This window comes from Achromobacter sp. 1012554356 (assembly GCF_059760815.1).
This window is the reverse complement of sequence record NZ_JCBANC010000003.1, coordinates 36,932-60,717: the sequence shown is the minus strand read 5'-3', so window position 1 is coordinate 60,717 and position 23,786 is coordinate 36,932. Positions and strand designations below refer to the sequence as shown.

29 protein-coding genes and 1 tRNA gene are annotated in these 23,786 nt (G+C 61.7%); 27 read left to right on the top strand and 3 right to left on the bottom strand.

The window, feature by feature from the left end:
• The first annotated feature begins 24 nt into the window (after window positions 1-24).
• The 3 genes from AC6LJW_RS02140 to AC6LJW_RS02130 all read left to right on the top strand — a co-directional run bounded on the left by AC6LJW_RS02140 (window position 25) and on the right by AC6LJW_RS02130 (window position 1,249).
• Window positions 25-98, top strand: a tRNA-Gly gene (locus tag AC6LJW_RS02140).
• Between the two features lie 187 nt (window positions 99-285).
• On the top strand, window positions 286-513 hold the full coding sequence (locus AC6LJW_RS02135) for a Com family DNA-binding transcriptional regulator (RefSeq protein ID WP_498086380.1): 228 nt from the start codon (window positions 286-288) through the stop codon (window positions 511-513).
• Window positions 470-1,249, top strand: coding sequence for a DNA-methyltransferase (locus AC6LJW_RS02130; protein ID WP_498086378.1), 780 nt, complete (start codon window positions 470-472; stop codon window positions 1,247-1,249). Before AC6LJW_RS02135 ends, AC6LJW_RS02130 begins: the two co-directional genes overlap by 44 nt.
• Window positions 1,250-1,251: 2 nt before the next feature.
• Here AC6LJW_RS02130 and AC6LJW_RS02125 read toward each other — a convergent pair whose 3' ends face one another.
• On the bottom strand, window positions 1,252-1,641 hold the full coding sequence (locus AC6LJW_RS02125) for a type II toxin-antitoxin system HicB family antitoxin (protein ID WP_498086377.1): 390 nt from the start codon (window positions 1,639-1,641) through the stop codon (window positions 1,252-1,254).
• A 25-nt stretch (window positions 1,642-1,666) separates the two neighbouring features.
• Window positions 1,667-1,849, bottom strand: a complete 183-nt coding sequence (locus AC6LJW_RS02120; RefSeq protein ID WP_498086376.1) for a type II toxin-antitoxin system HicA family toxin — start codon at window positions 1,847-1,849, stop codon at window positions 1,667-1,669.
• 159 nt (window positions 1,850-2,008) lie between these two features.
• On the opposite strand from AC6LJW_RS02120, the gene AC6LJW_RS02115 reads away from it, so the two are divergent.
• From AC6LJW_RS02115 to AC6LJW_RS02015, 21 genes are all read left to right on the top strand, one after another.
• A complete protein-coding gene (locus AC6LJW_RS02115; RefSeq protein ID WP_498086375.1) occupies window positions 2,009-2,389 on the top strand; it encodes an HNH endonuclease in 381 nt (126 codons plus the stop codon).
• A 217-nt stretch (window positions 2,390-2,606) separates the two neighbouring features.
• Window positions 2,607-3,089, top strand: coding sequence for a phage terminase small subunit P27 family (locus AC6LJW_RS02110; RefSeq protein ID WP_498086374.1), 483 nt, complete (start codon window positions 2,607-2,609; stop codon window positions 3,087-3,089).
• Between the two features lie 3 nt (window positions 3,090-3,092).
• Entirely contained in the window at window positions 3,093-4,817 is a 1,725-nt protein-coding gene (locus AC6LJW_RS02105; protein ID WP_498086373.1) for a terminase large subunit, read from the top strand.
• Window positions 4,818-4,970: 153 nt separating this feature from the next.
• On the top strand, window positions 4,971-6,200 hold the full coding sequence (locus AC6LJW_RS02100; RefSeq protein WP_498086372.1) for a phage portal protein: 1,230 nt from the start codon (window positions 4,971-4,973) through the stop codon (window positions 6,198-6,200).
• 8 nt (window positions 6,201-6,208) lie between these two features.
• Window positions 6,209-6,835: an HK97 family phage prohead protease gene (locus AC6LJW_RS02095; RefSeq protein WP_498086371.1), complete on the top strand. Its 627-nt coding sequence runs from the start codon at window positions 6,209-6,211 to the stop codon at window positions 6,833-6,835.
• Window positions 6,836-6,846: 11 nt separating this feature from the next.
• Window positions 6,847-8,070 carry a phage major capsid protein gene (locus AC6LJW_RS02090; protein WP_498086370.1) on the top strand — a complete coding sequence of 408 codons (1,224 nt, stop codon included), beginning with the start codon at window positions 6,847-6,849 and terminating at the stop codon, window positions 8,068-8,070.
• Window positions 8,071-8,110: 40 nt separating this feature from the next.
• On the top strand, window positions 8,111-8,431 hold the full coding sequence (locus AC6LJW_RS02085) for a head-tail connector protein (protein ID WP_498086369.1): 321 nt from the start codon (window positions 8,111-8,113) through the stop codon (window positions 8,429-8,431).
• A gap of 9 nt (window positions 8,432-8,440) precedes the next feature.
• Window positions 8,441-8,779, top strand: a complete 339-nt coding sequence (locus AC6LJW_RS02080) for a phage head closure protein (protein WP_498086368.1) — start codon at window positions 8,441-8,443, stop codon at window positions 8,777-8,779.
• A gap of 29 nt (window positions 8,780-8,808) precedes the next feature.
• Complete coding sequence (locus AC6LJW_RS02075) at window positions 8,809-9,270, top strand: HK97 gp10 family phage protein (RefSeq protein WP_498086367.1); 462 nt, start codon at window positions 8,809-8,811, stop codon at window positions 9,268-9,270.
• Entirely contained in the window at window positions 9,263-9,613 is a 351-nt protein-coding gene (locus AC6LJW_RS02070; RefSeq protein ID WP_498086366.1) for a DUF3168 domain-containing protein, read from the top strand. The genes AC6LJW_RS02075 and AC6LJW_RS02070 overlap by 8 nt, the downstream gene beginning before the upstream one ends.
• Window positions 9,610-10,050 (top strand): hypothetical protein, encoded by a 441-nt coding sequence (locus AC6LJW_RS02065; RefSeq protein WP_498086365.1) that lies wholly within the window; start codon window positions 9,610-9,612, stop codon window positions 10,048-10,050. Before AC6LJW_RS02070 ends, AC6LJW_RS02065 begins: the two co-directional genes overlap by 4 nt.
• Window positions 10,051-10,146: 96 nt before the next feature.
• Window positions 10,147-10,794, top strand: a complete 648-nt coding sequence (locus AC6LJW_RS02060; RefSeq protein WP_498086364.1) for a phage tail protein — start codon at window positions 10,147-10,149, stop codon at window positions 10,792-10,794.
• Between the two features lie 86 nt (window positions 10,795-10,880).
• The gene (locus AC6LJW_RS02055) at window positions 10,881-11,204 is read left to right on the top strand and encodes a phage tail assembly chaperone (RefSeq protein WP_498086363.1); all 324 of its coding nucleotides are present in this window, start codon (window positions 10,881-10,883) and stop codon (window positions 11,202-11,204) included.
• 62 nt (window positions 11,205-11,266) lie between these two features.
• The gene (locus AC6LJW_RS02050; RefSeq protein ID WP_498086362.1) at window positions 11,267-11,512 is read left to right on the top strand and encodes a DUF1799 domain-containing protein; all 246 of its coding nucleotides are present in this window, start codon (window positions 11,267-11,269) and stop codon (window positions 11,510-11,512) included.
• 34 nt (window positions 11,513-11,546) lie between these two features.
• The gene (locus tag AC6LJW_RS02045; protein WP_498086361.1) at window positions 11,547-17,159 is read left to right on the top strand and encodes a phage tail length tape measure family protein; all 5,613 of its coding nucleotides are present in this window, start codon (window positions 11,547-11,549) and stop codon (window positions 17,157-17,159) included.
• On the top strand, window positions 17,156-18,046 hold the full coding sequence (locus AC6LJW_RS02040; RefSeq protein WP_498086360.1) for a hypothetical protein: 891 nt from the start codon (window positions 17,156-17,158) through the stop codon (window positions 18,044-18,046). The genes AC6LJW_RS02045 and AC6LJW_RS02040 overlap by 4 nt, the downstream gene beginning before the upstream one ends.
• Window positions 18,046-19,047, top strand: coding sequence for a tail fiber protein (locus tag AC6LJW_RS02035; protein WP_498086359.1), 1,002 nt, complete (start codon window positions 18,046-18,048; stop codon window positions 19,045-19,047). The genes AC6LJW_RS02040 and AC6LJW_RS02035 overlap by 1 nt, the downstream gene beginning before the upstream one ends.
• A gap of 13 nt (window positions 19,048-19,060) precedes the next feature.
• A complete protein-coding gene (locus tag AC6LJW_RS02030) occupies window positions 19,061-19,276 on the top strand; it encodes a hypothetical protein (protein WP_498086358.1) in 216 nt (71 codons plus the stop codon).
• Window positions 19,277-19,402: 126 nt separating this feature from the next.
• Window positions 19,403-19,846, top strand: coding sequence for a hypothetical protein (locus AC6LJW_RS02025; protein ID WP_498086357.1), 444 nt, complete (start codon window positions 19,403-19,405; stop codon window positions 19,844-19,846).
• A gap of 3 nt (window positions 19,847-19,849) precedes the next feature.
• On the top strand, window positions 19,850-20,260 hold the full coding sequence (locus AC6LJW_RS02020) for a M15 family metallopeptidase (protein ID WP_498086356.1): 411 nt from the start codon (window positions 19,850-19,852) through the stop codon (window positions 20,258-20,260).
• Complete coding sequence (locus AC6LJW_RS02015; RefSeq protein WP_498086355.1) at window positions 20,257-20,643, top strand: hypothetical protein; 387 nt, start codon at window positions 20,257-20,259, stop codon at window positions 20,641-20,643. The genes AC6LJW_RS02020 and AC6LJW_RS02015 overlap by 4 nt, the downstream gene beginning before the upstream one ends.
• Window positions 20,644-20,813: 170 nt before the next feature.
• On the opposite strand, the gene AC6LJW_RS02010 is transcribed toward AC6LJW_RS02015, so the two are convergent.
• Window positions 20,814-21,176, bottom strand: a complete 363-nt coding sequence (locus tag AC6LJW_RS02010) for a response regulator (protein ID WP_498086354.1) — start codon at window positions 21,174-21,176, stop codon at window positions 20,814-20,816.
• Window positions 21,177-21,338: 162 nt separating this feature from the next.
• Between AC6LJW_RS02010 and AC6LJW_RS02005 the strand changes: the two genes are divergently transcribed.
• The 3 genes from AC6LJW_RS02005 to AC6LJW_RS01995 all read left to right on the top strand — a co-directional run bounded on the left by AC6LJW_RS02005 (window position 21,339) and on the right by AC6LJW_RS01995 (window position 22,915).
• A complete protein-coding gene (locus AC6LJW_RS02005) occupies window positions 21,339-21,950 on the top strand; it encodes a hypothetical protein (RefSeq protein WP_498086353.1) in 612 nt (203 codons plus the stop codon).
• A gap of 228 nt (window positions 21,951-22,178) precedes the next feature.
• Window positions 22,179-22,418: a hypothetical protein gene (locus AC6LJW_RS02000; protein WP_498086352.1), complete on the top strand. Its 240-nt coding sequence runs from the start codon at window positions 22,179-22,181 to the stop codon at window positions 22,416-22,418.
• Window positions 22,415-22,915 carry a helix-turn-helix domain-containing protein gene (locus AC6LJW_RS01995; RefSeq protein ID WP_498086351.1) on the top strand — a complete coding sequence of 167 codons (501 nt, stop codon included), beginning with the start codon at window positions 22,415-22,417 and terminating at the stop codon, window positions 22,913-22,915. Before AC6LJW_RS02000 ends, AC6LJW_RS01995 begins: the two co-directional genes overlap by 4 nt.
• The last annotated feature ends 871 nt before the right edge of the window (window positions 22,916-23,786 follow it).

The window sequence follows — 23,786 nt, the reverse complement described above, 5'->3', positions numbered from 1 at the left end:
AAGCAGCGGGCTTTTTGCATTTCTGCGGGCTTGGCCGAGTGGTCAGGTCGTGGCATTCCAAGCCGCTTACGCGGGTTCGAGCCCCGCAGTCCGCTCCAGACAAACGAAAGCCCCGATACGGAATCTCCGGTCGGGGCTTTTGCATTTCAGCTATAGAAGACGGCGACAACGAGGGAATCGCGAGTTCCCTCGTTGACAGCCGAAACACGGAGTGAGCCGTGATCGACCCAAGGCCGTCCCACCTGTACAGGCGGGGCCTACGGTATCACACAATGAACTGCGCTCATGGATGAACTACGCTGCACCAATTGCGCGCGCAAGCTCGCAGAATCGACCGGATACGTCCGGCTCAACATCAAGTGTTCACGCTGCAAAACCGTGAACTCGTTTTCGATGGCCCAGAGCGCCACGAGCGCCGAGAGCCACAATTCAGCATGCCGCCGAGCATCCGAAACAGGGACCTTGGAGCATGATGAAAGAGAATGCGGCTGTCACGTACGGTATGCACGGTAAAGCGCCCGATTGGCAGGTACTCGAGGGCGAGTGCTTGCCCCTCCTTTATTCAGTGGAGCCAAATAGCGTAGATGCCGTCATTACCGATCCTCCCTATTCATCTGGCGGTTTCAGTCGGGATGACAAGGCTCAAGCGCCAGAGAACAAGTATGTAAATGGAGGCACGAAACGCGTCTATCCGACGTTTTCAGGTGATTCTCGCGACCAGCGCAGCTACTTGGCGTGGTGTTCTCTGTGGATTGCCGAGTGCGTGCGAATTCTCAAACCCGGTGGCTACTTCATGGTCTTCACGGACTGGCGGCAGCTACCCGTAATGACGGACGCCGTCCAAGCGGGCGGCATCGTTTGGCGGGGACTTATCGCATGGGACAAAGGTCGGGGAGCGAGAGCGCCTCACAAAGGATATTTTAGGCATCAGTGCGAATACGTCGTCTGGGGCACTAAGGGGCCAGCAATACGGCTAGAGCATGATGGGCCGTTTGACGGTTGCTACCAATCTACTGTCAAGCAAGCCGACAAGTTCCACATGACTGGGAAACCCACGGGGCTTATGCGCGAGTTGCTACGCCCCGTGTTGCCTGGCGGCCTCATTGTCGATCCGTTCGCAGGAAGCGGGACAACTGGCGTTGCAGCAATTCAGGCTGGCCGGCGGTTTATCGGTATCGAGCGAGAGCATGCGTACGCTGAAATTGCGAAACAGCGCATGGCGGACGCATCGAGGCTATCGAGTGAGTAGGATCAAGCTCCAGCCATTTCATGTTCAGCGGCCATCGCCAGAAACGCTGAGCGGGATAGGCGGCGTGCCTTCGCCTCTTCATCAATGCGGTGGACGAGGTTTTCGGGCAGGCTGATGTTGAGCCTCACGGCTTTCGCATTGACCTTGGATAGGTCGATATCGACCATCATCCAGTAGCCGCCCTGGAAGTCCTCCTCGGCTGCCCATGATTCGGGCGCGGTGGGATCCGGGATGCGATCAGTCTCGCCATAGAAATGGGCTTCGACTGCCTCTTGTGCCGCACGGGGAAGATCTTGCAGATCGTCCGCAGCTGCAAAGCAACCGGGAAAGTCGGGGAAAGACGCGCCATAGGCGCTGCCTTCCTCCTTGTGTACGTGGATGGGATAAAGCAATTCTTTCTCCTTTCTGAAGGCCTTCTTAGCGCAGGCCGGCTTGCTTAAGGATGCTGCGCACTGTCGGTGTCGGTAGATCCTTCTTGGGGTGTGGCACCGTGACCTTGCCGGGCTTGGTGGGGTGCTTGAACTGGTGGTGTGAGCCCACGGTATGAACGTGATACCAGCCGTCGGTTCTCAGTTGCTTGATTAGGTCTGCGCTGTTCATGTGTGTAATTATACACACTACACAAGAATACACAACATTTGTTTGTCTCCGCCCTTTCGCTATCAAGGGTCTGCACGCTGGGCATGGCGTGCGGGGATTCGGTCATCGCCGCCGGGCGGTGTGCAGTAGATAGCTCCCGGCAAGATTTTTGAGGATGGCATGGCAAGACGACCTTTACTCCCGTGCCGCCATCGAGGGTGTGCCGCGCTGATTCGCGTCCCCGGCTACTGCGCTGCGCACGCCGGGGATGCTGTTGGATGGAAGCGAGATCACCAGCGCGGCAACCGCCACCAGCGCGGCTACGGCACGGAGTGGGATCGGCTGCGTCTGCTGATACTGAAGCGCGACCGCTACCTTTGCCAGTGCGAAGAGTGCAGGCGCACGGGCCGCGTGCTTCCGGCGACGGAGGTCGATCACCGTATTTCGAAGGCGGAAGGCGGCAGCGACGATCCGGCCAACCTGTCCGCGATCAACTCCGATTGTCATAGGAAGAAGACCGCCAAGGAAAGCGCCAGGGCGCGCGCTAAGGCAAAGGCATAGATGCCCGCGCTGCGCTCGTGGTCGGCCGGTGGCGGCCGCCTTGGCGCGCCCCTGACCCCCCGTGAGGTCCCGGCACCCCCCCGGGAAGGGGAGGGGGTGGGTCAATCCTTGGCCCAAATGCACATAGGACGGCCCGTTCCGTCTTTTTTTTACGCCCGCGAAAAATGAAATTTAGCGATCAGCGCGTTTTGCGCAGTTTTTGAGCAACGGAGAGGCTATGGCTGGAGTAGCTGGGCGCTCCGGGCGCAAGCCGAAACCAGCGGAAAAGAAGCTGGCCGCCGGCAATCCCGGGAAGCGCACAATCAACAAGGACACGCCTTCGTACGGCGAAATCACCAACGTCTTTGCGCCGGAATGGCTGCAAGGTCACGGGCGCGACTTGTGGGAGCACCTGGCGCCGCTGCTGTGCCGGGAGAAGATCCTGCAGGCGACTGATATTCAGAACCTGGAAGCCTACTGCGCCGCTTATGGCCGGTTCCGCCTGGCCGAAGAGAAAATCCAGGAACATGGAATCGTGGTGGCCGGGTCGCAGGGCGGACCTCTGAAAAATCCCGCGGCGACCGTCGCCAACGAAGCTTTGAAGCAGATGGCGACCTACGGCTCATTCCTGGGCCTGGATCCGTCCAGCCGCCAGCGCATGCAGGGGCCAAAGAAGCCCGGCAAAGGCAATCCTTTTGCCGCGCTGCTGGGCGGAGGCTGATGAATGGCGGCGCCCCAGTACCCACGGGTGGCGCAGGCGCTGAAATTTGCAAAAGACGTGGTGAAAGGCAAGGTGCCGGCCTGCCGCTACGTCGTGCTGGCATGCCAGCGCCACCTAGATGACCTTGCCGCCAGCAAGTCGGCGAAGTACCCCTACCGATTCAACGCCGCCGAAGCGGAGAAAAAGCTCACGCTCATCGAGCTGATGCCCCACACGAAGGGGGAATGGGCGTTTAAACGGCAGTTGGTGACGCTGGAGCCGTGGCAAAAATTCGGCCTAGCCGTCACGTTCGGCTGGGTGAAGAAAAAAGGCGGTTTGCGCCGCTTTCGTGAATCCTATTGGGAGGTTCCGCGCAAGAACGGTAAGAGCGTCATCGCCGCGGGCGTCGGTATCTCTATGTTTGTGGCGGATGACGAGTTCGGCGCAGAAGTCTATTCCGGTGCGACCACGGAAAAGCAGGCTTGGGAGGTGTTCCGGCCCGCGCGTCTCATGGTTCAGCGCTCGCCCATGCTGGTCGAACACATGGGCATCGAGGTAAACGCCCAAGCGCTCGCGCGCCCAGAGGACGGGAGCCGCTTCGAGCCCATCATTGGCAATCCGGGCGACGGCGCATCGCCGTCCTGCTCAATTGTCGACGAGTACCACGAGCACGATTCGGCCGCTCTGTACGAAACCATGCTTACCGGCATGGGCGCGCGTCGCCATCCCCTGATGTTCATCATCACGACGGCCGGCGCGAACATCGAAGGGCCTTGCTACGACAAGCGGCGTGAGGTCATTGAGATGCTGGAGGGGCTGGTCCCGGACGATGAGCTATTCGGCTGGATCTGGACCATCGATGAAGGTGATGACTGGACAGACCCGGCGGTGTTGGCAAAGGCCAATCCGAACATGGGCGTGTCCGTCTATGCGGATTACCTCATCAGTCAGCAGCAGCGAGCGATAAAGCAGGCGCGCTTTACCAACACGTTCAAGACCAAGCACCTGAACCTTTGGGTGACGGCCAAGGCCGGGTACTTCAACATCCAGAAGTGGGAAGCTTGCAAGGACGAAACACTAACCCTCGAGCAATTTGAGGGGCAAAGTGCCTTTCTGGGGTTCGACCTGGCGCGCAAGCTGGACATGAACAGCATGGCGCGGCTGTTCTATCGCGATATCGGCGGAAAGCGGCACTACTACTGCGTCGCGCCCCGGTTCTGGGTGCCGGAAGATACTGCAAACGACACCGATAACCGTCGGATGGCCGAGCGCTTCCAGAAATGGATCAATACCGGCCACCTTTACACCACGGACGGCTCTGAAATCGACTATCGGGACATTCACGCGGAAGCAATCGAGGCGAATCGTCTCAACCCGGTCGAAGAGAGTCCGATTGACCCGAGCGGCGCCACCAATCTGTCCCACCAGCTGGATGACGAAGGCTTGACGCCCATCACCATCGTCCAGAACTACACCAACATGAGCGACCCCATGAAAGAGCTGGAGGCCGCCATTAATTCTGGGCGATTCCACCACGACGGCAACCCCATCATGACCTGGTGTATCGGAAATGTGATCGGCAAGAACCTGCCCGGTAACGATGACGTAGTGCGGCCGATCAAGCAAGGCAATGACAACAAGATTGACGGCGCCGTAGCGCTGATTATGGCCGTAGGCCGCGCCATGCTGGCCGAGCGAAGCGGCTCAGTGTTGGACAGCCTGACCGATGACGACATTCTGGTGATGTGACATGAAAAATCTGCTTATTGACGCAGCCGGCCTCGCTGGCTTTTGCTGCGTGGCGGCCGGGGTGTACGTGCAATTTGGCACCGGGCCATCCTTGTTGGCTGCTGGAGCGTTGCTCCTAGCCTTCGCCCTGCGCGCCGCGGCAAGGGGGAAACGATGATTCTGTCATCGCTTTTCGAGGGCCGCAGTCTCGAAAGCCCCTCCGTTCCTCTCACGGGCCAGAACCTGCAGGAGTATCTGCACGGCGAGGGAAAACGCATCGCCGTGACGCCGGAGGCGGCACTTTGTCTCTCGGCGGTGTACGCCTGCCACTACGTGCTGTCCAGCAACGTGGCGCAGCTGCCCGCAGTGGTGCTGCGCCGCCAGGGCAACCGAATTGAGCCGGCGACGGATCATCCGGCCTTTGATCTGATTCACTCCAAGCCCAACGACTGGCAGACCAGCTACAAATGGCGCGAGACGAAGCAGCACCATGTTCTCGGATGGGGGAACGGCTTCACCCGGATCGAGCGGCGCCGCTCGGGCGAGCTGCGTGCGCTGGAGTTTTGCTTGCCTTGGACCACCACCCTGATAAAGCCGGCGGGACGTTGGATCTACAGCACGACGGACGAAGACGGCAAGGCAATGGCCGTCGCTCCGGAAGACATGGTTCATGTCCGCGCCCTCGGGTCTTCCGGCCGTATGGGCAAGAGCATCATTCAGCAGCATGCGGAAATGCTGGGGCTGGGCCTGGCCGCGCAGCGTTATGGGCGTGAGTTCTTCGAAGGAGGCGGGCGTCCGACCGGGATTCTGACCGTCAAAGGGGACCTCAACAAAGACACGTGGGGCCGCTTGCGAGAGTTCTGGACCAAAGCCGTAGCCCGGCTTATCCAATCGGAGAACAAGACGCTTCTGCTGCCTGCGGATCTGGATTACCGCGCGCTGACCATTCCTCCTGAGGCCGCGCAGTTCCTGGAAACGCGAAAGATGAACCGCACGGAAATTGCGGCCATCTACAACGTGCCGGCGGACATGATTAACGACCTGGAGCGCGCGACAAACTCGAATATCACTGAGCAGAGCATCCGCTTTGTGCGCTATTCGATGATGCCGTGGGGGGTGAACTGGGAGCAGGAATTGAACTGCAAGCTGTTCACACCTGCCGAGCGGCGCGCGGGCTATTACGTGAAGCTCAATCTGGCCGGGCTGCTGCGCGGCACCCCCAAGGAGCGCGCGGAGTTCTACCACGCCGCCATCACGGATGGCTGGATGGACCGCAACGAAGTCCGGGCCCTGGAAGACCTCAGCCCGCGTGAAGGGTTGTCCGAGTTGCTCATCAGCGTCAATGCCAAGCCGGCCGCCGAGGTCGGAAAGCCGCCGGCGACTCCGCCGGCCGACAGCCAATAGGGAATCCCATGAAAGACCTTGAAATGCGCACGCTGGGTAACCAGCCGTGCGAGCTTCGCACGTCTGGCGACGGTGAAGCGCAGCGCCCTCAGATCGCTGGCTACGCCGCCGTGTTCAACACGCGCAGCGCACTGCTCTTCGGCACGTTTGTCGAGGAGATCGCCCCTGGCGCGTTTGATGAAGTCATGGGCGATGACGTGCGGGCACTCTTTAACCACGATCCCAACTTCGTGCTTGGGCGTACCCGCAGCAATACGCTGCGCTTGGAGATCGACTCCCGGGGCCTGGCCTACACCATCGACCCGCCGGACACGCAGACCGTCCGGGATCTCGTGCTTACGCCGCTTCAGCGCGGCGACGTGACCGGATCGAGCTTCGGATTTCGCGTAGCTCCGGACGGCGACGAGTGGCGCCGAGAGGGGGAAATCATCGTCCGGACGATCCACAGGCTGGCCGAACTGCGCGACGTGTCGCCAGTCACGTACCCGGCCTATGGCGACAGCCATGCCGCCCAGCGCTCGCTGGATAGCTGGAAGAAGTTGGCCCAAGGCGCCCAGGAACTGGCCGCCAAGGCTGTAAACGAGCGTCGCGCACGCGAGCGCTTCCTTGAACTGACCTCTCTTACCTCTATTTAATCGGAGTCGATATGACCCTTGCAGAACTGAAGCAAAAACGTGCGCGGATCGCTGCTGAAATGCGCACGTTCCACGAGGCCCAAGGTGAAAACGCCTGGGGTGACGAGCAGCGCTCCAAGTGGGACGGCATGAAGGCCGACCTCAAGAAGCTGGACGAGCAGATCCAGCGCGAAGAAGAGCTGCGCGACACCGAGCAGCGCTACGTCGACGACAACGCCAGCCAGTTGGCCGCCGAAGCCGCGGCCGCCGCCGGCCAGGGCAGCCCCGACGAGCAGCGTTCCCAGGCATTCATCAAGTTCGTGCGTCAGGGCGCGGCCGAACTGACCTCGGAAGAACGCAAGATGCTGCAAGAGGCCCGCGCCCAGGGCGTGACTGGTCCGGAAAAGGGTGGCTACACCGTCCCGACGACGTTCCTGGCGAAGGTGCAGGAATCCATGAAGCAGTACGGCGGCATCGCCAGCGTTGCTCAGATCCTCGTCACCGACGGCGGCAACCCGATCGAATGGCCGACGAGCAACGGCACGAACGATGAGGGCGAGCTGATCGGTGAAAACACCGACGCTGGTGAAAAGGATGTGGATTTCGGCATGGACGCAGTGGGTGCCCACAAGCTGACCTCCAAAGTTATCCGGGTGTCGAACGAACTGCTCGCGGATTCGGGTATCGACATGGAGACGTTCTTGGCGGGTCGCATCGCCTCGCGTATCGGGCGTGCTGAATCGCGCTTGATCGTCACGGGCACGGGTGCTGGTACGCCTGCCCAGCCGAAAGGCCTGGCCGCGTCCGCCTCTGTGGGCAAACAGACAGCCGCCGCGGGTGCCTTCACCTGGAAGGAGGTGAACGCACTGATTCACTCCATCGACCCGGCCTACCGCAACGCGCCCAAGTTCCGCCTGGCATTCAACGACGCCACTCTGCAAGTCCTGGAAGAAATGGAGGACGGTAATGGCCGCCCGCTGTGGATTCCGGGGCTGGATTCGGGGGCGCCGGCACGCCTGCTGAAGTATCAGTACGTCATCGACCAAGCCATTCCGTCCGTCGCGGCTGGCGCCAAGTTCATGTTCGCGGGCGACTTCGATCAGTTCATTTTGCGTCGCGTGCGCTACATGGTGCTTAAGCGTCTCGTGGAACGCTACGCCGAGTATGACCAGACCGGCTTCTTGGCCTTCCATCGCTTCGGTTGCGTGTTGCAGGACACCGCCGCCATCAAGGCGTTGCAGGGCAAGGCGGCCTAATCAACCAGGGGCGGGCTGGGAAACCGGCCCGTCATGACGCATGCTGGAACTGGATGAGATCCGCGAGCATCTACGGCTTGATCCGGAGGACACAAGCGATGGAATGCTCACTCGGTATCAGGGCGCTGCGGTTCGCCGATTTGAATCGAGAACCGGCCGTCAGCTCTTCCGCAGCAAGGATGACGTACCGACCCCGGCACCAGCGAACGCCCTTGTGCTGGATGACGACATCGCGCTCGCGCTGCTCCTCCTTATTGGTCATTGGGACGTGAACCGCGAGGCGACTACGGACTTGAATCTGGCGGAGATCCCGATGGGCTTTGACGCGCTCGCTGATCCCTATCGCTGGTGGCCGGAGTAAGGGGGCGCAATGTTAAAAGCGGGGAAACGCAATCGCCGCGTGGACATTCTGCGGCGTGGCGAAGAGCGGGATTCGGCGAATGAGCCCCTGGACGTTTGGGTGAAGGTCGGCGCCGTTTGGGCTTCGATTCGCTACGTGTCTGGCATCGCGGCAATCAAGGCAGGGGCCGAGCAAGAAGTGAAGAAGGCCAGCATTCGCATCCCCTATCGGCGGACCGTCGAGATGGGGATGCGTGTCACGTACGGGGCGGACGTTTATGAGGTCGAAGCCGTGCTGCCCGACGAAGAACGCCGAAGGCATGTTGACCTCGTTTGCCGGAAGCTGACCGAGCGGGAGGTGATTCCTTGAGGACTGGCAAGCAGCATCGAGCGAACTCGATGGCGTTCTCTTTTGAGGGCGATATCGAAAAGCAGGTTTCGGCTTTCTTTGACCGAATCAAGCAAGAGGCCGTTCGGCCTGCCGCCCACGCGATGGCTATCGTGCTGTACGACGAAATGCGAGCGCGGGTGCCGTACCGTCTCGGAAAGCTGCAGGCGGCGATCTATCGCTGGTTCGATGAGAGGGACTCCGGGCCGGACAGAAAAACCTACATCGTAGGGGTCAACAAGGCGAAAGCCCCCCATTGGTGGCTGGTGGAGCATGGCCATTGGCGCCGCCACGCGGTGCGCCAGACCAAGGGCGGTGAGTGGATCACCTTGAAAAGCAGGCCGCTGAAGACCCCCGTGTTTGTCCCAGCGCAACCATATTTGCGTGTGTCAGTGGACGCGAAGCTGAAAGATGCGGTTGAGGCGGGCCGCAAGCGCCTGGCGGAGAAGATAAAGGAGATTCAGCATGGTTGAGGCGCTGATTGTGCAGACCCTCGGGCCGATCTTCGGGGGCCGAATCTACCCGGACGCGGCTGAGGGCGATACGCCAATGCCCTTTGCCACGTTCCAGCAGGTTGGGGGCGTTTCTCCGATATTCATGGATGGAGCCTTGCCGGACAAGCAGAACGCGCGGATGCAGATAACGGTATGGGCGAAGGGCCGGGCTCAAGCCTCTGAGCTGATTGGCGCGGTGCAGGCGGCGTTGTGTGCTGCGCCCGTGTACGCCATGCCCCTGGGCGCTCCCGTCTCGCGCCGTGACGATGAAACCGGCTTCAAGGGCGCCGAGCAGGACTTCAGCGTGTGGTACGCCCCATGACAACTCCCAATGTGTTGGCCGGCGCCACGGTGGCGCTGTGCCCGGATGCACCGGCGGCGCTGGATGCCGGCGCATTTGGCGCGCTGCCATTCAAACAGGCCCGGGGGGTGCGAGTGTTCGGCGCTCTCGCTTCTCAGTACCAAACCGTTGCCTATCAACCCATCGGTGCCAAGGTCTCGTTTCTTCGGCGGGTCGCCAGGGTGCCGCAATCGCTGCAACTGGACCTCTATCGGATTGCAGATGCGGGGCAAGACCTGTTGCGCACCGCCGCCAAAGAGGACCGGCCCTACAGCTTTCGAATCGACGTCCCCCAGATCGGCCCGCATTACTTCTTGGCGAAGGTCTCCAGCCGTTCGCTCTCTGGAGGTACAGGGGCAGACCTGGCCGGCGTCAGCGTGACGCTGGAACTTGAGAGCCATGTAATCGAGCCCGCATAGCCCAGCAACGTAGAACCAAAACCTTTGCCCTCTCTTGGGCACATCCCTCAACCCGCCTCGGCGGGCTTTTTTTCGTCCCTTGATAGGAAAAAACCTATGGCTGTTTCTCTCCCCAACGGCGTGATTCTGTCGCTCGCGACCGCCTACGGCGCGTCGAAGTCGATCACGGCGATTACCAACGCGAATCCCGGCGTCGCTTCCAGCGCCGCGCATGGCCTGACCAACGGCGCGCTGATCGAGCTGAAATCCGGCTGGCAAAAGGTGAATGAGCGAGTCCTGCGCGTCGCCGACGCGGCCGCCGGAACGTTCGCTCTGGAAGGCGCCAACACGCTTTCCCCGATCCAGTTTCCCGCGGGCACTGGAAACGGCTCTTTCCGTGAGATCACGTCGTTCACCCAGATCACGCAGATTCTGGAAACGTCGACGTCTGGCGGCGAAATGCAGTTCGCCACGTACAGCTTCCTCGAAAACGACTTTGAGGCGCAGATCCCGACTCAGGCGAGCGCGCAATCGCTGGCGATCACCATCGCTGACGACCCGTCTCTCCCTGGCTACAAGGCCCTGCAAGCGGCCGCCGAGCTGCGCGAGGTGCGCGCCCTGCGCATCGCCTTCCCGAACGGCTCGGTGCTGCTCTACAACGGCTACGTCTCGTTCAACGAAACGCCCTCCATGACGAAGGGCGAAGTCATGGGCGTGCAAGCCACGTTCTCCCTGCTGTCGCGCCCCGTGCGCTACGCGGCCTGATCGCAGGCTAGCAGCAACCCGACGAGCCGCCCGCTGTGGGCGGCTCCTTCAATTCATCCTTTCAACCGACCCACCAGGAATCTCATATGGCCACCAAGACCAAGTTCACCCTCAACCCGAAACCCACTTTCAAGAAGAAGGTGCCGCTGCCGGTTCCCGGCGACGGCTTCGAGAGCGTGGAATTCACGTTCAAGCATCGCTCCCGCGACGAATATCGCGAGTTCCTCGACGGCCTGAAGGATCGCACCGACGACGTCGAGCTGCTGATGGACATCGCCAGCGGCTGGGAACTGGAAGACGCGTTCGACGCCGAGAACATCGGGCGCCTGGTGCAGGGATACGTCGGCTCGGCCCGTGCCGTGCTGGGCACTTATATCGATGAGCTGTCCAAGGCCCGCGAGGGAAACTAAGAGCGCTCGGGGCCGCACTTTACGCGAAGGGGCCAGATCCTAAGGAACTGGCCGCCTTCGGCTTGACGCCGGATGACGTGGCGGGTGATCCCGTCGAAATCTGGCCAGAGCATCTGGAAGCGTTCGAACTCTTTGTGGCGCTGCGCTCGCAGTGGCGCGTCGGCATGGCGGGTGCTACCGGGCTGGACTACGGCGTGATGTTTCACAAGATGGATCGCATGGGGCTCACGCCGGAGCGGTTCGAAGAGCTAGAAGAACAGATGCGCGTCCTTGAGCATGCCGCGCTCGACGAAATGAGCAAGAAATAGCCCGCGCCGTGCGGGCTTTTTTACTGGATTTGCCATGACAAATGTGATTGCTGAGGGCGTCGTCGCCGTAACGGGCGATGCTTCCGGCCTGACGGCGACGATGGCCGAGGTGACGGAGGCGACCGGCAAGGCCAAGAAATCCATTTCTACGCTCGGCCGTGAAGCGTCCAGCGAAATGGGAAAAGCGGCGGAAGCCGGTACGCAGGCGGGCCGCAAGCAGGAACGGGCCACGCAGGGGCTCATCAACCAGATTGAGCGCCAGATTGCCATTACCAGCGCGGGCGCCCGAGGGACGGCCACCTATTACGCGGCGTTGGCAAAGCAGCGCGGGATTGACGCAGACCAACTCAAGCCCTATTTGGCACAGTTGGACGCCATTACGGTCAAGCAGGGGCAAGCAAAGGCTGCCATGCTGGCGACGGCTCCGGCGGTTGAACAGTTGGGCATGTCGGCGAAAGCCACTGCTGCGGCCATGCGAGGCGTGCCGGCGCAGTTCACGGACATTCTCGTGTCCCTGCAGGGCGGCCAACGACCCATGACTGTGCTGCTCCAGCAAGGCGGGCAGCTGAAAGACATGTTCGGCGGCATCGGGCCTGCGGCGCGTGCCATGGGGAGCTACATCGCTGGCCTCGCAAGCCCTTTCACGCTGGCTGCGGGGGCCGTGGCTCTGCTGGGGGCGGCGTACTTTAAGGGCGCTGGCGAGTCTCAAGGCTTTAACCGTTCGGTCATCCAGACGGGCGCAATCGCTGGTGTGACCGGCGGCCAACTGCAAGCCATGTCCCGTCGGGTTGGTGATGTGGTCGGTACGCAAGGGAAGGCCGCAGATGCGCTCCAACTGTTCAGCCGTGAGGCGAAGGTTGGCGCAGCCAATATGGAGCTGTTTGCGGCCGCTTCTGTGCGCTGGGAGAAGACGACCGGCACGGCCATCGAGGACACGGTTAAGGAATTCGTGGAGTTGGGCAAGGCTCCGCTGGAGGCTGCGCTCAAGCTAAACGAGGGCATGAATTTCCTGACCGCCTCCACCTACGAGCAGATTCGGGCGTTGGAGCGGCAGGGGAAAACCGCCGATGCGGCGGCAGTTGCGCAGAAGGCGTATGCGGACGCGCTGAACGACCGCGCCCCGAAGCTGTCTGAGAACCTCGGCTATCTGGAACGCGCGTGGAAGGGCGTGCGCGACATGGCGGGCAAGGCCTGGGATGCAATGGCGGACGTCGGGCGTCCGGCCACTGTCGAGGACGTCATTGGCAGGAAGGAGCGCGAGGTTCGTGCGCGGCAGGAGAACATCCGGATTGCCAAGCAAAACGGTGCGAAGATTTCCGCCACTGAACAAAGCGGCCTTGATGCCGCCCAGATGGAACTTGGTGCGATGCAAGCCAAGGACGCCGCCGCGGTCGCCGAGGCGAGTGCTGCCGCAGATCGCAAGCGGCAGCTCGATGAAGCCCGAAACCGAGACGACTACCTTTCTGGGGCCGGCCGGATGACGCGGTCGCAGCAACGAGAGCAGGCCATCAAGGAGGAAGGCCAAGCCTTTCAAAAGGCGTTGAAAGGCTTGGCGGAGGGAACCCAGAGATACCGCGAGGTCTACGCCGCCCACAAGACGGCGCTGGACGAAATCGATAAGCGATTCGAGGACAAGGGCGGTGACAAGGGGCCATCTGGCGCGGAGTCGGACGCGGCCCGTTTGCGTGCTCGCATCGCTGAAGAGCAGGCATTGGCGGCCGAATTGGGTCAGCGCGGGCTGCAAACCAGCAAGCTCAATGAGTATGAGCGACGCTCCGCAGAGATTGGGGAGCTTCTGAAAGGAAATCTCAAGTCCCAGGTGCGCGCCAGCTTGGAGCGAACCAAGGCGCTTGCCGATGAGGCGGGGGCGTTGGTCCGTGCCAATGCCGCGACGAAGGGCTTTCAGGAGGAGCGCGATAAGTATTACACCGCCTTGGAAGAAGGCGTCGCAAAGATCGGTCAGGAAGCCCAGGCGGTCGAAGATCAGGTTTCCACCTACGGCCTGAGCAAGGCCGCCCTGGAGGCGCTGACCATCGCACGCCTGGAAGAGCGTAAAGCGGCATTGCAGGGCTTTGACGGGTCTGAGCGTGAGATCGCCCTGATTGAGCAGGAGATCGAAGCCCGGAAGCGGTTGGGCCAGGCTATCCGAGCAAAGGACGTGAAGGACGCCCAGAAGAAGGCGACCGACGAGATGGCGCGCGACTGGGAGCGTAGCGTCGACAAATATGGCGACGTCTTCCGCCAGGGCTTCGCCGATATGATGAATAACGGCAAGGACGGGTGGAAGTCGTTCACCAAGTCGCTGACGACCACGTTTAAGACGACGGTTGCCGATCAGATCTATCGGATGTTCGCCCAGCCGTTTGTGGCGACCATCTTCGCCAATGTGGCGGGCGTGATGGGCGCAAATGCAGGCGCTAGCGGCCTGTCAGCGTTGGCGGGCGTAGGAGGCGGGCAGGGCGGTGTTGGTGGCGGCTTGGGCTGGACCGACGCATTCAGCGTCGCCCGTGCGGCGTACGGCGCCTTGACAGGGGGATTAACCTCCACTCTGGCATCCGGCATTTCCTCCATCGGGAGCGCCATCGGTTCTACGGCCGCCCAGCAATTCGCGCTTGGCATGACTGGTCAGGGCGCCACCTTGGCCGCCGGCTTGGCGGGCCCGACCACGGCGGGCAGCACGGCTGCAACCGCCGGCTCGATGATGTCCAGCGCGATTCCTGTGGCAGGCTGGATTGCCGCTGGCATGTTGATTAATCGCAGCCTGTACCGCGCGGGCTGGGATGCCGATAACGGCACGATGGCGCCCATTGCCAAGTACAACCCCATTACCGGACCGTCTCTGTGGACGGATAAGGCGCTGCGGTCGGTTGGAATCAATGGCGAGTGGGCGTCGATCCTTTCTGGTTCGGCTCTTATCGCCCGAGCCTTCGGGCGCGGGCCGAAGGAGTACGACGATACGACGATGGTCGGCGACTTCAGCTCGCTCGGGTTCACCGGATACACGTCCACCCCTTGGAAGCAGAAAGGAGGATGGTTCCGCAGCGGTCGCAGCGGGATGGACGCGAAGGGGCTGGATGGTCAGTTCCTGGATGACGTCGGCGCGGCGTTCGACCTCATGAAGTCGAATGCGGCCAGCCTGGCGCAGGCCGTAGGCGTGTCGGCAGATTCGCTGGGTACATACAGCGATCAGTTCCGGATCACGCTGACCAAGGACAGCGAGGAAAACCAGAAGCTGCTGGAAGCGGCCCTGGCGACGGTCGGCGAGAACATGGTGCGGTCGTTGGTGCCGAACATTGCCGAGTTCTCCAAGGAGAACGAAACCGCCTCGCAGACGTTGCAGCGGTTGGGCGCGAATCTTGGCGCCACGAATCGCGGGCTGAAGCTGCTGGATCTCAGCCTGTACGACGTCTCGGTGTCTGGGGCGGCAACTGCATCGAAGCTTGTGGACGCTTTTGGCGGCATTGACGCCATGAGCCAGGCCACCGCGCAGTATTACCAGCTCTATTACTCGGAGGCCGAGCGCGCCAAGTTGAGCCTCGCGGACATGGCCGATTCGTTGCAAGGCCTGAACATCGCCATGCCCAACACCATGGAGGAGTTGCGCTCCATGGTGACGGCGCTGGACCTGACGACTGACGCCGGCCGCAGCGCGTCGTATGTGGCGCTGTTGGCAATCGCGCCCGAATTTGCGGCTGTGATCGAGGCGACGACGCGGCGTGGCCAGGAGGCGGCTGGCCGGATGCTGGAGGCCTTTACCGGCCGCGGCGGGTTGGCGCCGGCGCTTGATGGCGCGGCCCTAAAGGCGCTGTTGCTGCGCGAGTCCCTTACCCAAGTCGGTGAATCCACGGGGCAGATTTCGCTTCTGTTCCTCGATCTCGGCTCGGGCTTGTTGGACTTCACCAGCACCAGCGGCCAGTTGGGCGATTCGATGACCGGCGCTCAGGAGGCCAGCGTTTTGCTGTTGGAGCAAATGGAGGCTTTGCGCGCTGGAGTCGGCGGGACCGTCATCGACTTTGCCGGCTTGGCTGAGGCGCTCAAAGGGGTGGATACGGATGTGTTCGTTGCCACCATGACGGCAGCGTTTGAGCAGCTTGGCGACCGGATGCGGTCCATTCTGGACAGCATTGCGAATGAGCGCATTGCTGTGCGGGACGCGGCGCGGCAGATTCTCGACCCCTCGCCCATGTCTCCGGAGGCGATCAGCAAGGGCATTCAGGCCATCAAAACCGACTTGCCGAGCAATGCCGGCTTGGTGGCTGCTGGGGCGCGGTTGAGCGCGGCCGAGGCGCTCAGTGCACAGAGGTCGAGCGCACGTAATGCGGCCGAAACGGCGTACTACGGCGTGAAATCCTCGCGCGATGCCGCGGTCAACAACCTGGAGGCCGCTCAGCAGCGTGCAACTGCCGCGCAAGCGTTGATCGACAAACTGAACTGGGATGTCTACGCGCCGAAGACCGTTGGCTACAAGAAAGACAACTGGAAGGAGCTGGACCAGGCGCGGACCATTGCGCAGGCCCAGCTTCCGGCAGCCAGGGCGGCCTGGGAGGAGGCTGTTGCGGCGTTGCGCGCTGCTGAGGCTGCTGGCTCGGTAGCGCCATCGTTTGAAGAAGTCGCACGCTTGCAGGCTGAATACGCTGCGTCCGTGACGGCGGCCGCCAGCGCACAAGCGGCGGCCACTGAGGCGGCGGTTTACGCGAAGTCGCAGCAGACGGCATATGCGGACGCGCTCCAACGCTTTGCGCTTGACGCCGGAAAGTCTGTTTCCAAGCTGGGCGAACTTCGTGCGGAGACGTTGCGCTACTACGAGGCGCAGAAGGCCCTGGCCGATCTGTTGGCGAATGGCGCGGCTGGGTTACGCAAGACCGTGAAGGACTATCGGATCAGCCAGCTTTCGCCGGAAGAGCAGTTTGCCAACATGCAGGGCGAGTATGCCAAGGCATACGCCAAGGCAATGGGCGCTGATGGTGAAGAGTTGGCCGGCTTTGCCGACGAACTCAACGGCATGATGCTGCCCATGCTGGAGGCCGCAAAGGGCGCGTTCTCGTCGGATGAGCAGTATCAAGCGTTCGTCGCGACTGCGCTGGCCCGTGCGGAGGCGGTGGCGAGCCGAATGGACTCCGTGACGCCAAAGGACTACCAGAAAGACAGTTTGGACCTCCTTGCGGAAATTGACGCCAAGCTGCTGGAGTTGGAAAAGTCCGCGCTGTCCGGCGACCAGGTTCTGACGAATGCCGTCAACGCGGCGCGAGACGCCACGGTCAACGGCCTGCGGCAAATCGTCAACGCCATGACGGGGCGGCCGGTGGCGGCGTTTGCCAAGGGCGGCGACCATGCCGGCGGTTTGCGGCTGGTCGGCGAGAACGGCCCGGAGTTGGAAGTCACCGGGCCATCGCGGATCTTCAGTGCCGAGCGGACCCGCGCAATTCTGGCAGGGGGCGGCGATGAGCAATCGTTGGCGCTTATGCGTGCATTGTTGGAAGAGCAAAAAGCCTTGCGTGACGAAGTGAAGAACCTTCGGATCGAGGCGCGTGCAACGGCCAGCAATACCGGAAAGACCGTGCGGCAGCTCGACCGGCTTGAGTCGGACGGCTTGATTGTCCGGCCTGATGCGGCCGAGCCCTTGCGAGTGGAGGTATCAAGCGCATGAAAGTAATTAAGCCGGTTTCCATCGGCCGAGATCGGTTGATCTCGTCGAGCGTTGCCGAGGATGACTATCCCGCCTACGTCTCAACTGAAAACTACGCGGTGGGAGCGCGGGTGGTGTATCAGGCCCAGGTCTTCGAGTGTGTGCAAACCCCGAACGTAGGGAATACGCCGGGGGCGGCACCACTGCATTGGGCGCTGGCGGGGCCGACCAATCGCTGGGCGATGTTCGACAGTGAAGTTAGCACCCAGACGGTCGGCGATAGCCCGCTTCAGGTGGTTGTACGCCCTGGCTTGGTCAACAGCCTGGCCTTACTCGAACTGGTCGGAACACGGGTCAAGGTGATCGGCCGCGACGGCCTGGACGGTCCGATTCTGTATGAGACCGAGCGCGTTCTAGAAGGCTCAATAGTCACCAACTGGTATGAGTATTTTTTCGAACCGTTCTCTCCGCTATCGGAGCTTGTTCTGACCGATCTGCCGGCCTACGGCAGCTTGCACTTGGATGTTTCGATCTTCGCGCCAGGCGCTGAAGCCGCTTGCGGCGCCATGATTTGTGGGAGCGCGTATTTCATCGGCGACGCAGAGTATGGCGGCAGCGTGGGGATTGTCGATTACAGCCGCAAAGACACGTCGGAAACGGGGGTAACAACCTTCCGCCGTCGGCGATTCTCGCGGCGTATGTCCAAGCGCCTGTGGCTGGACACCGCGCGATTCGCAGCTGTTTATCGACGGCTTTCTGAGCTTCGCGCCACCCCCTGCGTCTGGATTGGCACGGACGCCGAAGGGTACGGCCCACTCACGATCTACGGGTTCTACAAAGATTTCTCCATCGACGTCGCGTACGAAATGGTGAATTTCTGCAATCTTGAAATTGAAGGACTTACTTGATGGCAATCACAAGTTTGCCGACTCCGCCCAGCCGGAGCGACCCCGAGAATTTCGCGGAAAAGGCTGACGTCTTTATGGCGGCCCTCCCGCGCTTTGCCGATGAGACCAACGCCCTGCAGGCGGATGTGACGCAGTCCGCTCTGAACGCGGATAACGACGCGACGGCCGCGGCGATGAGCGCAAACGCTGCAAATGAAAGTCGAGCCGCTGCCGCATCGCTGGCAGATGCCGCAGCTTCCTCGCAGCAAGGCGCCGGTCAGAAAGCAGCAGAGTCCAGCGATAGTGCCGCGCTCGCGCGGCAATGGGCTACGAAGGTTGGCGAGTCGGTAGATGCCGGTGAATTCTCAGCAAAGCACCACGCGGCCGTGGCCCGCGATTGGGCGGTCAAAACCGGCGCGCCGATAGCGGACGGGGAGTTTTCGGCGAAGCACTATGCGCAGTTGGCCGGTTCGCTCGCCGGGCTGCGCACGTTTCCGGCGATCCCAACATCGGATCAGGGGGGGCCGGTACTCGTGCAGCCGCACGGCATCCTTTATTGGGATAGCGCGGTCGGCCGGTACATCAGCGCCGAATGCGCGGAAACCCGATATTTCAGCCGTACCACCCCTCCACCCGGATATATCGCCGAAGATGGCGCGCTGCTGAATATCTCTGATTTCCCGGCGCTTTTCGCGCGAATCGGGACCATGTACGGGGGGAACGGCACCACCAATTTCCGCGCGCCTGAGGGCCGAGGCGAGTTTATTCGCGGTGCTGACATGGGGCGCGGTGTTGACCCTGGCCGCATCGTCGGCAGCGCGCAGGATGCGACGTCTATTCTCGCCGCGCCAGGCGCGTCGACAACGGGAAGCCCAGTCCTCTTGTCTCCAGCGAACGCCGATTCTACCGCTGGCGGAGGAAGTCCGGCCCTGGCGTCATCGTCGGGGGGCGGAACTCCGGTATCTCGGTTTACGACTCGGCCGCGCAACGTCGCCCGCCTGGCGTGTGTGAAGTACCAATAGATAGGAGATGAGGATGCCCGAGAACTACAAGATTGTTTGTCAGCTGGACGCCGAAGGGTATCTGGTAGGCGAAGCGGTCGCGTTCGAGAACCCGATTCGCCCAGGGCGATTCTTGATTCCTGGTGGTGCGATTGATGAGCCGATTCCGGAGGTGCCGGATGGCAAGCGCGCGCGGTGGAACGGAGGCGATTGGCTTCTTGAAGAGCAGCCGGAGCAATTGGAGATTTGACCAATGTGCGGCCGCCTTCGCGCGGATTCACTTCTCCAACATGTCATGAACACGAGCCCCCTTGCGGGGCTTTCTTTATTCATAAGGGAGGCTGAGATGCTGACCCCAAACAGGAGCAGTTCAACTATGGAACCAGGTTCAACGGGGCTGGGAGGCCTCGCGGCGTTGAAAGTCGCGATGGCGTACGGCGTGCCCGCGGCTATCGCCGCAATGCTTGGCTTGCTCATCATGCCGCCTCGGACTGCGCGCGAGTTCACCGTCCGCACGGTCTCGACTGTTGTGTGTTCGTTCATGTTTGGGCCGGCGCTGGCCGGCGCCGTGATCGCTTGGAAGCCGGGCCTGATGGATGCGATGACATGGCTGGCGCAGCATGGCGCTGGCAGCGACGACGCACTGCTGGCGAAGTTCTACGTGTTGGGGCCGAGCATGTTGCTTGCCGGACTTCCGGCATGGTGGGTGTTAGGCGCGTACATGCGGTGGATGTCCCGCATGCGCGATCAGGGCTTCTTGCCGTGGTTGGATGAGTTGTTGGCGCGGCTGCCGTGGCGTCGGCCAGGCGGGGAGGGCTGAGCGATGGCGCACTTTCGATTGTCACCGCGCAGTCTGGCACGTCTGGACGGCGTTCATCCCGTTTTGATCGAGGTCGTGAAGAGTGCCATTCTTCGCACGACTGTTGATTTCACGGTGGTGGAAGGCCTGCGGACACCCGCGCGTCAGCGCGAGCTGGTGGCGGCGGGGAAGAGCCAGACCCTGAACGGCCTTCACCTGCGGCAGGCGGACGGCTACGGCCATGCCGTCGACTTGGCGCCGCTTGTTGGAGGTGCCATTCCCTGGAATGACTGGGCCAAGTTCCAGGACTTGGCCGACGTCGTAAAGGCCTGCGCCGCAACGGTGGGTGTGCCCGTGGAGTGGGGGGGAGACTGGAAGACGCTCAAGGACGGGCCGCATTTCCAATTGCCGCGCGGCTGGAGGGCAGCAGGATGATGTCCGGCGCCGAGAAGTTTGCCGGCGTGCTGTTGGGCTGGAGGGGCTATGCAGCGGCGGCGCTGGCAGGCGCCGGCACAGTTTGGTGTGTGCTGGGCGCCGTCCATGGCCGCGAACTGGCCGAAGTGAGATTGGAGCGGATTGCTGATGACTTGGTGGTCGCGCGCGGCTCGATCGAGCAAACCAACCGGGACTTGCAGGCAATGGCTCAGAACGCTCGCGCTGCGGCGGCGATCGGCCCCGAGCTTACCGCGTCGATCGGCGCACTTTCCAAGGCTTTGAAAAATGCGAATCCTCTGCCTGCTGGTTGCCGGCCTGATGCTGACCGGGTGCGGACTCTCACGGACGCTGTACGTGCCGCGCGCGGTGCCACCGCTCGATAGCGGCCTAGCGGCGCCGTGTCCGGAAATTCCTGATCCGCCGCAGGCGCCCGCCAGTTACGACGATTGGCAGGCCTGGCTGCAGGATGAGGTTTTGGTGCGATACGGGATATGTGCTGCCAAGCACCAGGCGACGGTCGCAGCGTGGCCCAAATGACGGGCGGCGGCTGAAGTCACTCCGGTTTGGCCTTGCGGGAAACAAACGCCAGAAGGGTGTCAATCTTCACTGGCTTATCGAGCCACGCGTCGATGCCCTCTGGATATTCCGTCGAGTCTCTGTGAGCGGTTCCGCTCAGAATGACGATCTGCACGTTAGGTGAGGAACTTTCGGCCTTCAACTGCGGCGCCAGAGCGACGCCCGACGCGTCCGGGAGGTGTACGTCCAAAAAAATGAGTTCGGGTGCAAATTCCCTCACGAGCCTGAGGGCGGATGCACCGTCCCCCGCAATTTTGACGGACACGGAGTCGTACATCATCAAACATTCTGCGGTCATCTCCGCCGACAATTGGTCGTCGTCAATGATAAGGACACGCATGGCTTCGGCCTCGAAATGATGTTTCGCGGGTTCGCGCTTCCGCGGTTGGGTGGCAACTGAGATTGGGAGCCCAAGTTTAGCAAACGGGGGGGGCGGGAACGCAACTTGCCGTGCCGGCTCAAGCGTGCGCGATGCACATCATTTTCGTCACCGGAGAACCGTATGGCTACCAGCAAGAAGGGCGACAAAGCGAAGATTCAGGACCTGCTGTTCCAGGCGCTAGAAACAGAAATGGGCGGCATCGAGGTGTATACCGCGGCGTTGAGCTGTGCAACAAACGAAGATCTGGCAAAGGAGTGGCAGGGGTACCTAGAGGAGACAACGACCCACAAGCAGGTGCTGCTGACCGTATTTGAAGAATTGGGCTTAGATCCGAATGAGGAGGTTCCCAGTCGTGAAGTCGTGCGGCACCATGGTCAGTCTCTGGTTGCAGCCATCGAACTTGCCAAGACGGCCGGTGACCCGGCGGCGGCGCAGATTGTGGCCGCTGAGTGCGTGGTGCTCGCTGAGACGAAGGACCATCAAAACTGGGAGCTAATTGGCCTGGTTGCGGGCAAGCTTTCCGGGCCCGAAGCGAAGGTCCTAAAAAAGGCGTTCGACGCGGTGGAAAAGGACGAGGACCATCACCTGTATCACACGATGGGCTGGGCGCGCGAGCTTTGGATTGAGGCGCTTGGGTTCCCAGCCGTCTTGCCTCCGCCTGAAGAGGTCAAGAAAGTCGAGAGTGCCATCGGTGCATCGAGGGCGGAACAGGCGCGGGAGCAAATGCTTTAGGCCTGCCGTTTTCCCTTCCCGATTGAATGTCTGACCATGCCCCTTTCGTGAAGGGGCTTTTTTTGCTTCGAGGGGGGGGCGGCACATGATGGAGACACAGCACCGGTGGGGAAGGGTTGACCCAGTGCGCCGGCCCGTCGTACAACGACCAAGAATGCGGGGCTTGTGACTTTTGCTGGCGTTTGTACGAGGTCGGCCCGAAGCCCCGGAAGGGAGAGGAACCGCCTCATGGTGAAAATTGATTGGCAGCCAGAGGCCGCAAGAGCGGTGCTGGGTTTGGCGACCGCGGATCAGCGCCGAATCGTTGATGCGGTCGAGGGGTTTCGCTGGCGGATTGAAGACGAGGCAAGATTATCGTCCGGCGCCGAGCAGTACAGCATGACGGCCGGCAACTACGACGTCCGGCTTCGAGTGCTGGACGGTGCGGTGGAAGTGCAGCAGATCACAGTAAGGGAGGAGGGGCGATGAAGGAAATCGGCCCAAAAATATTACACGTGGATGGTGTCCCTGCGTTCGTGGTGCTGCGCTTTGCTGAGTATCAGCGCTTGCTCGAACTAGCAGCGGCCTCTCCGGCAAGGCCTGTCGATGCTTCGAGTCCCCCCGCAGGCGACCACCACCGTGCGACAGAGGACGAATTAATCACGCCATCGACTGACCGGTCGGCCCTGCCGATTCGCGACGAATCTGCGCAGCCACGAATTCCTTTGAATGGCCTGATACCGCATGAAGTGGTCAGCGCCGCGGTTCATAACCATTGGACGCTTGCACGCGCCTGGCGCGAGTACCTCGGACTGAATCAGCTAGCCCTTGCGCAGCGATTGGGCGTAAGTGTGTCGTCGTATCTGACGATGGAAACGGAGTTCGCACGCTTGCCCGCCACAAGTAGGGAGCGTCTTGCTGACGGGTTAGGCATTGAGGTGGAGCAACTTGTTTCACGGCCCCGTCGGTTACGCCGAGTGGAATAGGAGTTACTCCGGGGACCCACCATGGGCCCGTTCGTTCTGCTTAGTGTCCCGACTCGGGAGCCCGCATACTCTCGGGCGTATCTGCTACCGCTATTCCTACCTTACCGTCGGGCAATCGGTATCTTTTCCCGGAGAGCCACGTCACCAATTCTCCGGTAGGAAGAATGCAGATCAACTGGGTGTGCAGCGCTCCGCCGCGTCCAGGTGCCACAACCAAGCGGCGCTGCACTCGGCACGTCGAATGGTCGGGCAGTTCGAGAACCACATCAGACAGTCTAGAACCGGCTGGCATTATGAGCCGTCCTTCGTTCCCCTGCGGGTCGAGTGGGGCGGGCGGTGGACCGCCCCTTGATCCAGTGTCCACCGATGCGGCCATCGCGGCCATCGTTCGTCCGACGGATCGCAGCGTCGCGCGTTGGCTCAGCCGTCAAGCCACTGCATCCACCATCCCTGGTAATACCGTCCGCAGACCTCTTGGAAGCCGCCGACCATAATCCTCCATAGGATCGGAAGGTGGGCCACGGTCGCTACTGTGGAGCGGGTCATGCTCACCGATGGCGCTGCAAGTGCGTCGCGTCGGCGGACATGTTCGTTGACACCCCAGAGGGAGGGGATGACGCCCGCGACGCGGGACGATCGTGCGAGAACGCCTACGGTGCGGGCGGCCGATGTGCGACGGCCACCGCAACCGACCCGTCTGGAAGGCGGTACTTTCCGTCGCCTAGCCACGTAACGGGCTCTCCAGTTGGAAGAGAACAGTGGTACTCGGATTTTGGCGGCCCCGACGCTCCTCTGTTGATTACCAGTCGACGTTGTACTCGACAGGTGGATCGGTCTGGAAGCTTCACAATGACGTCCGCTAGTCGCGTTC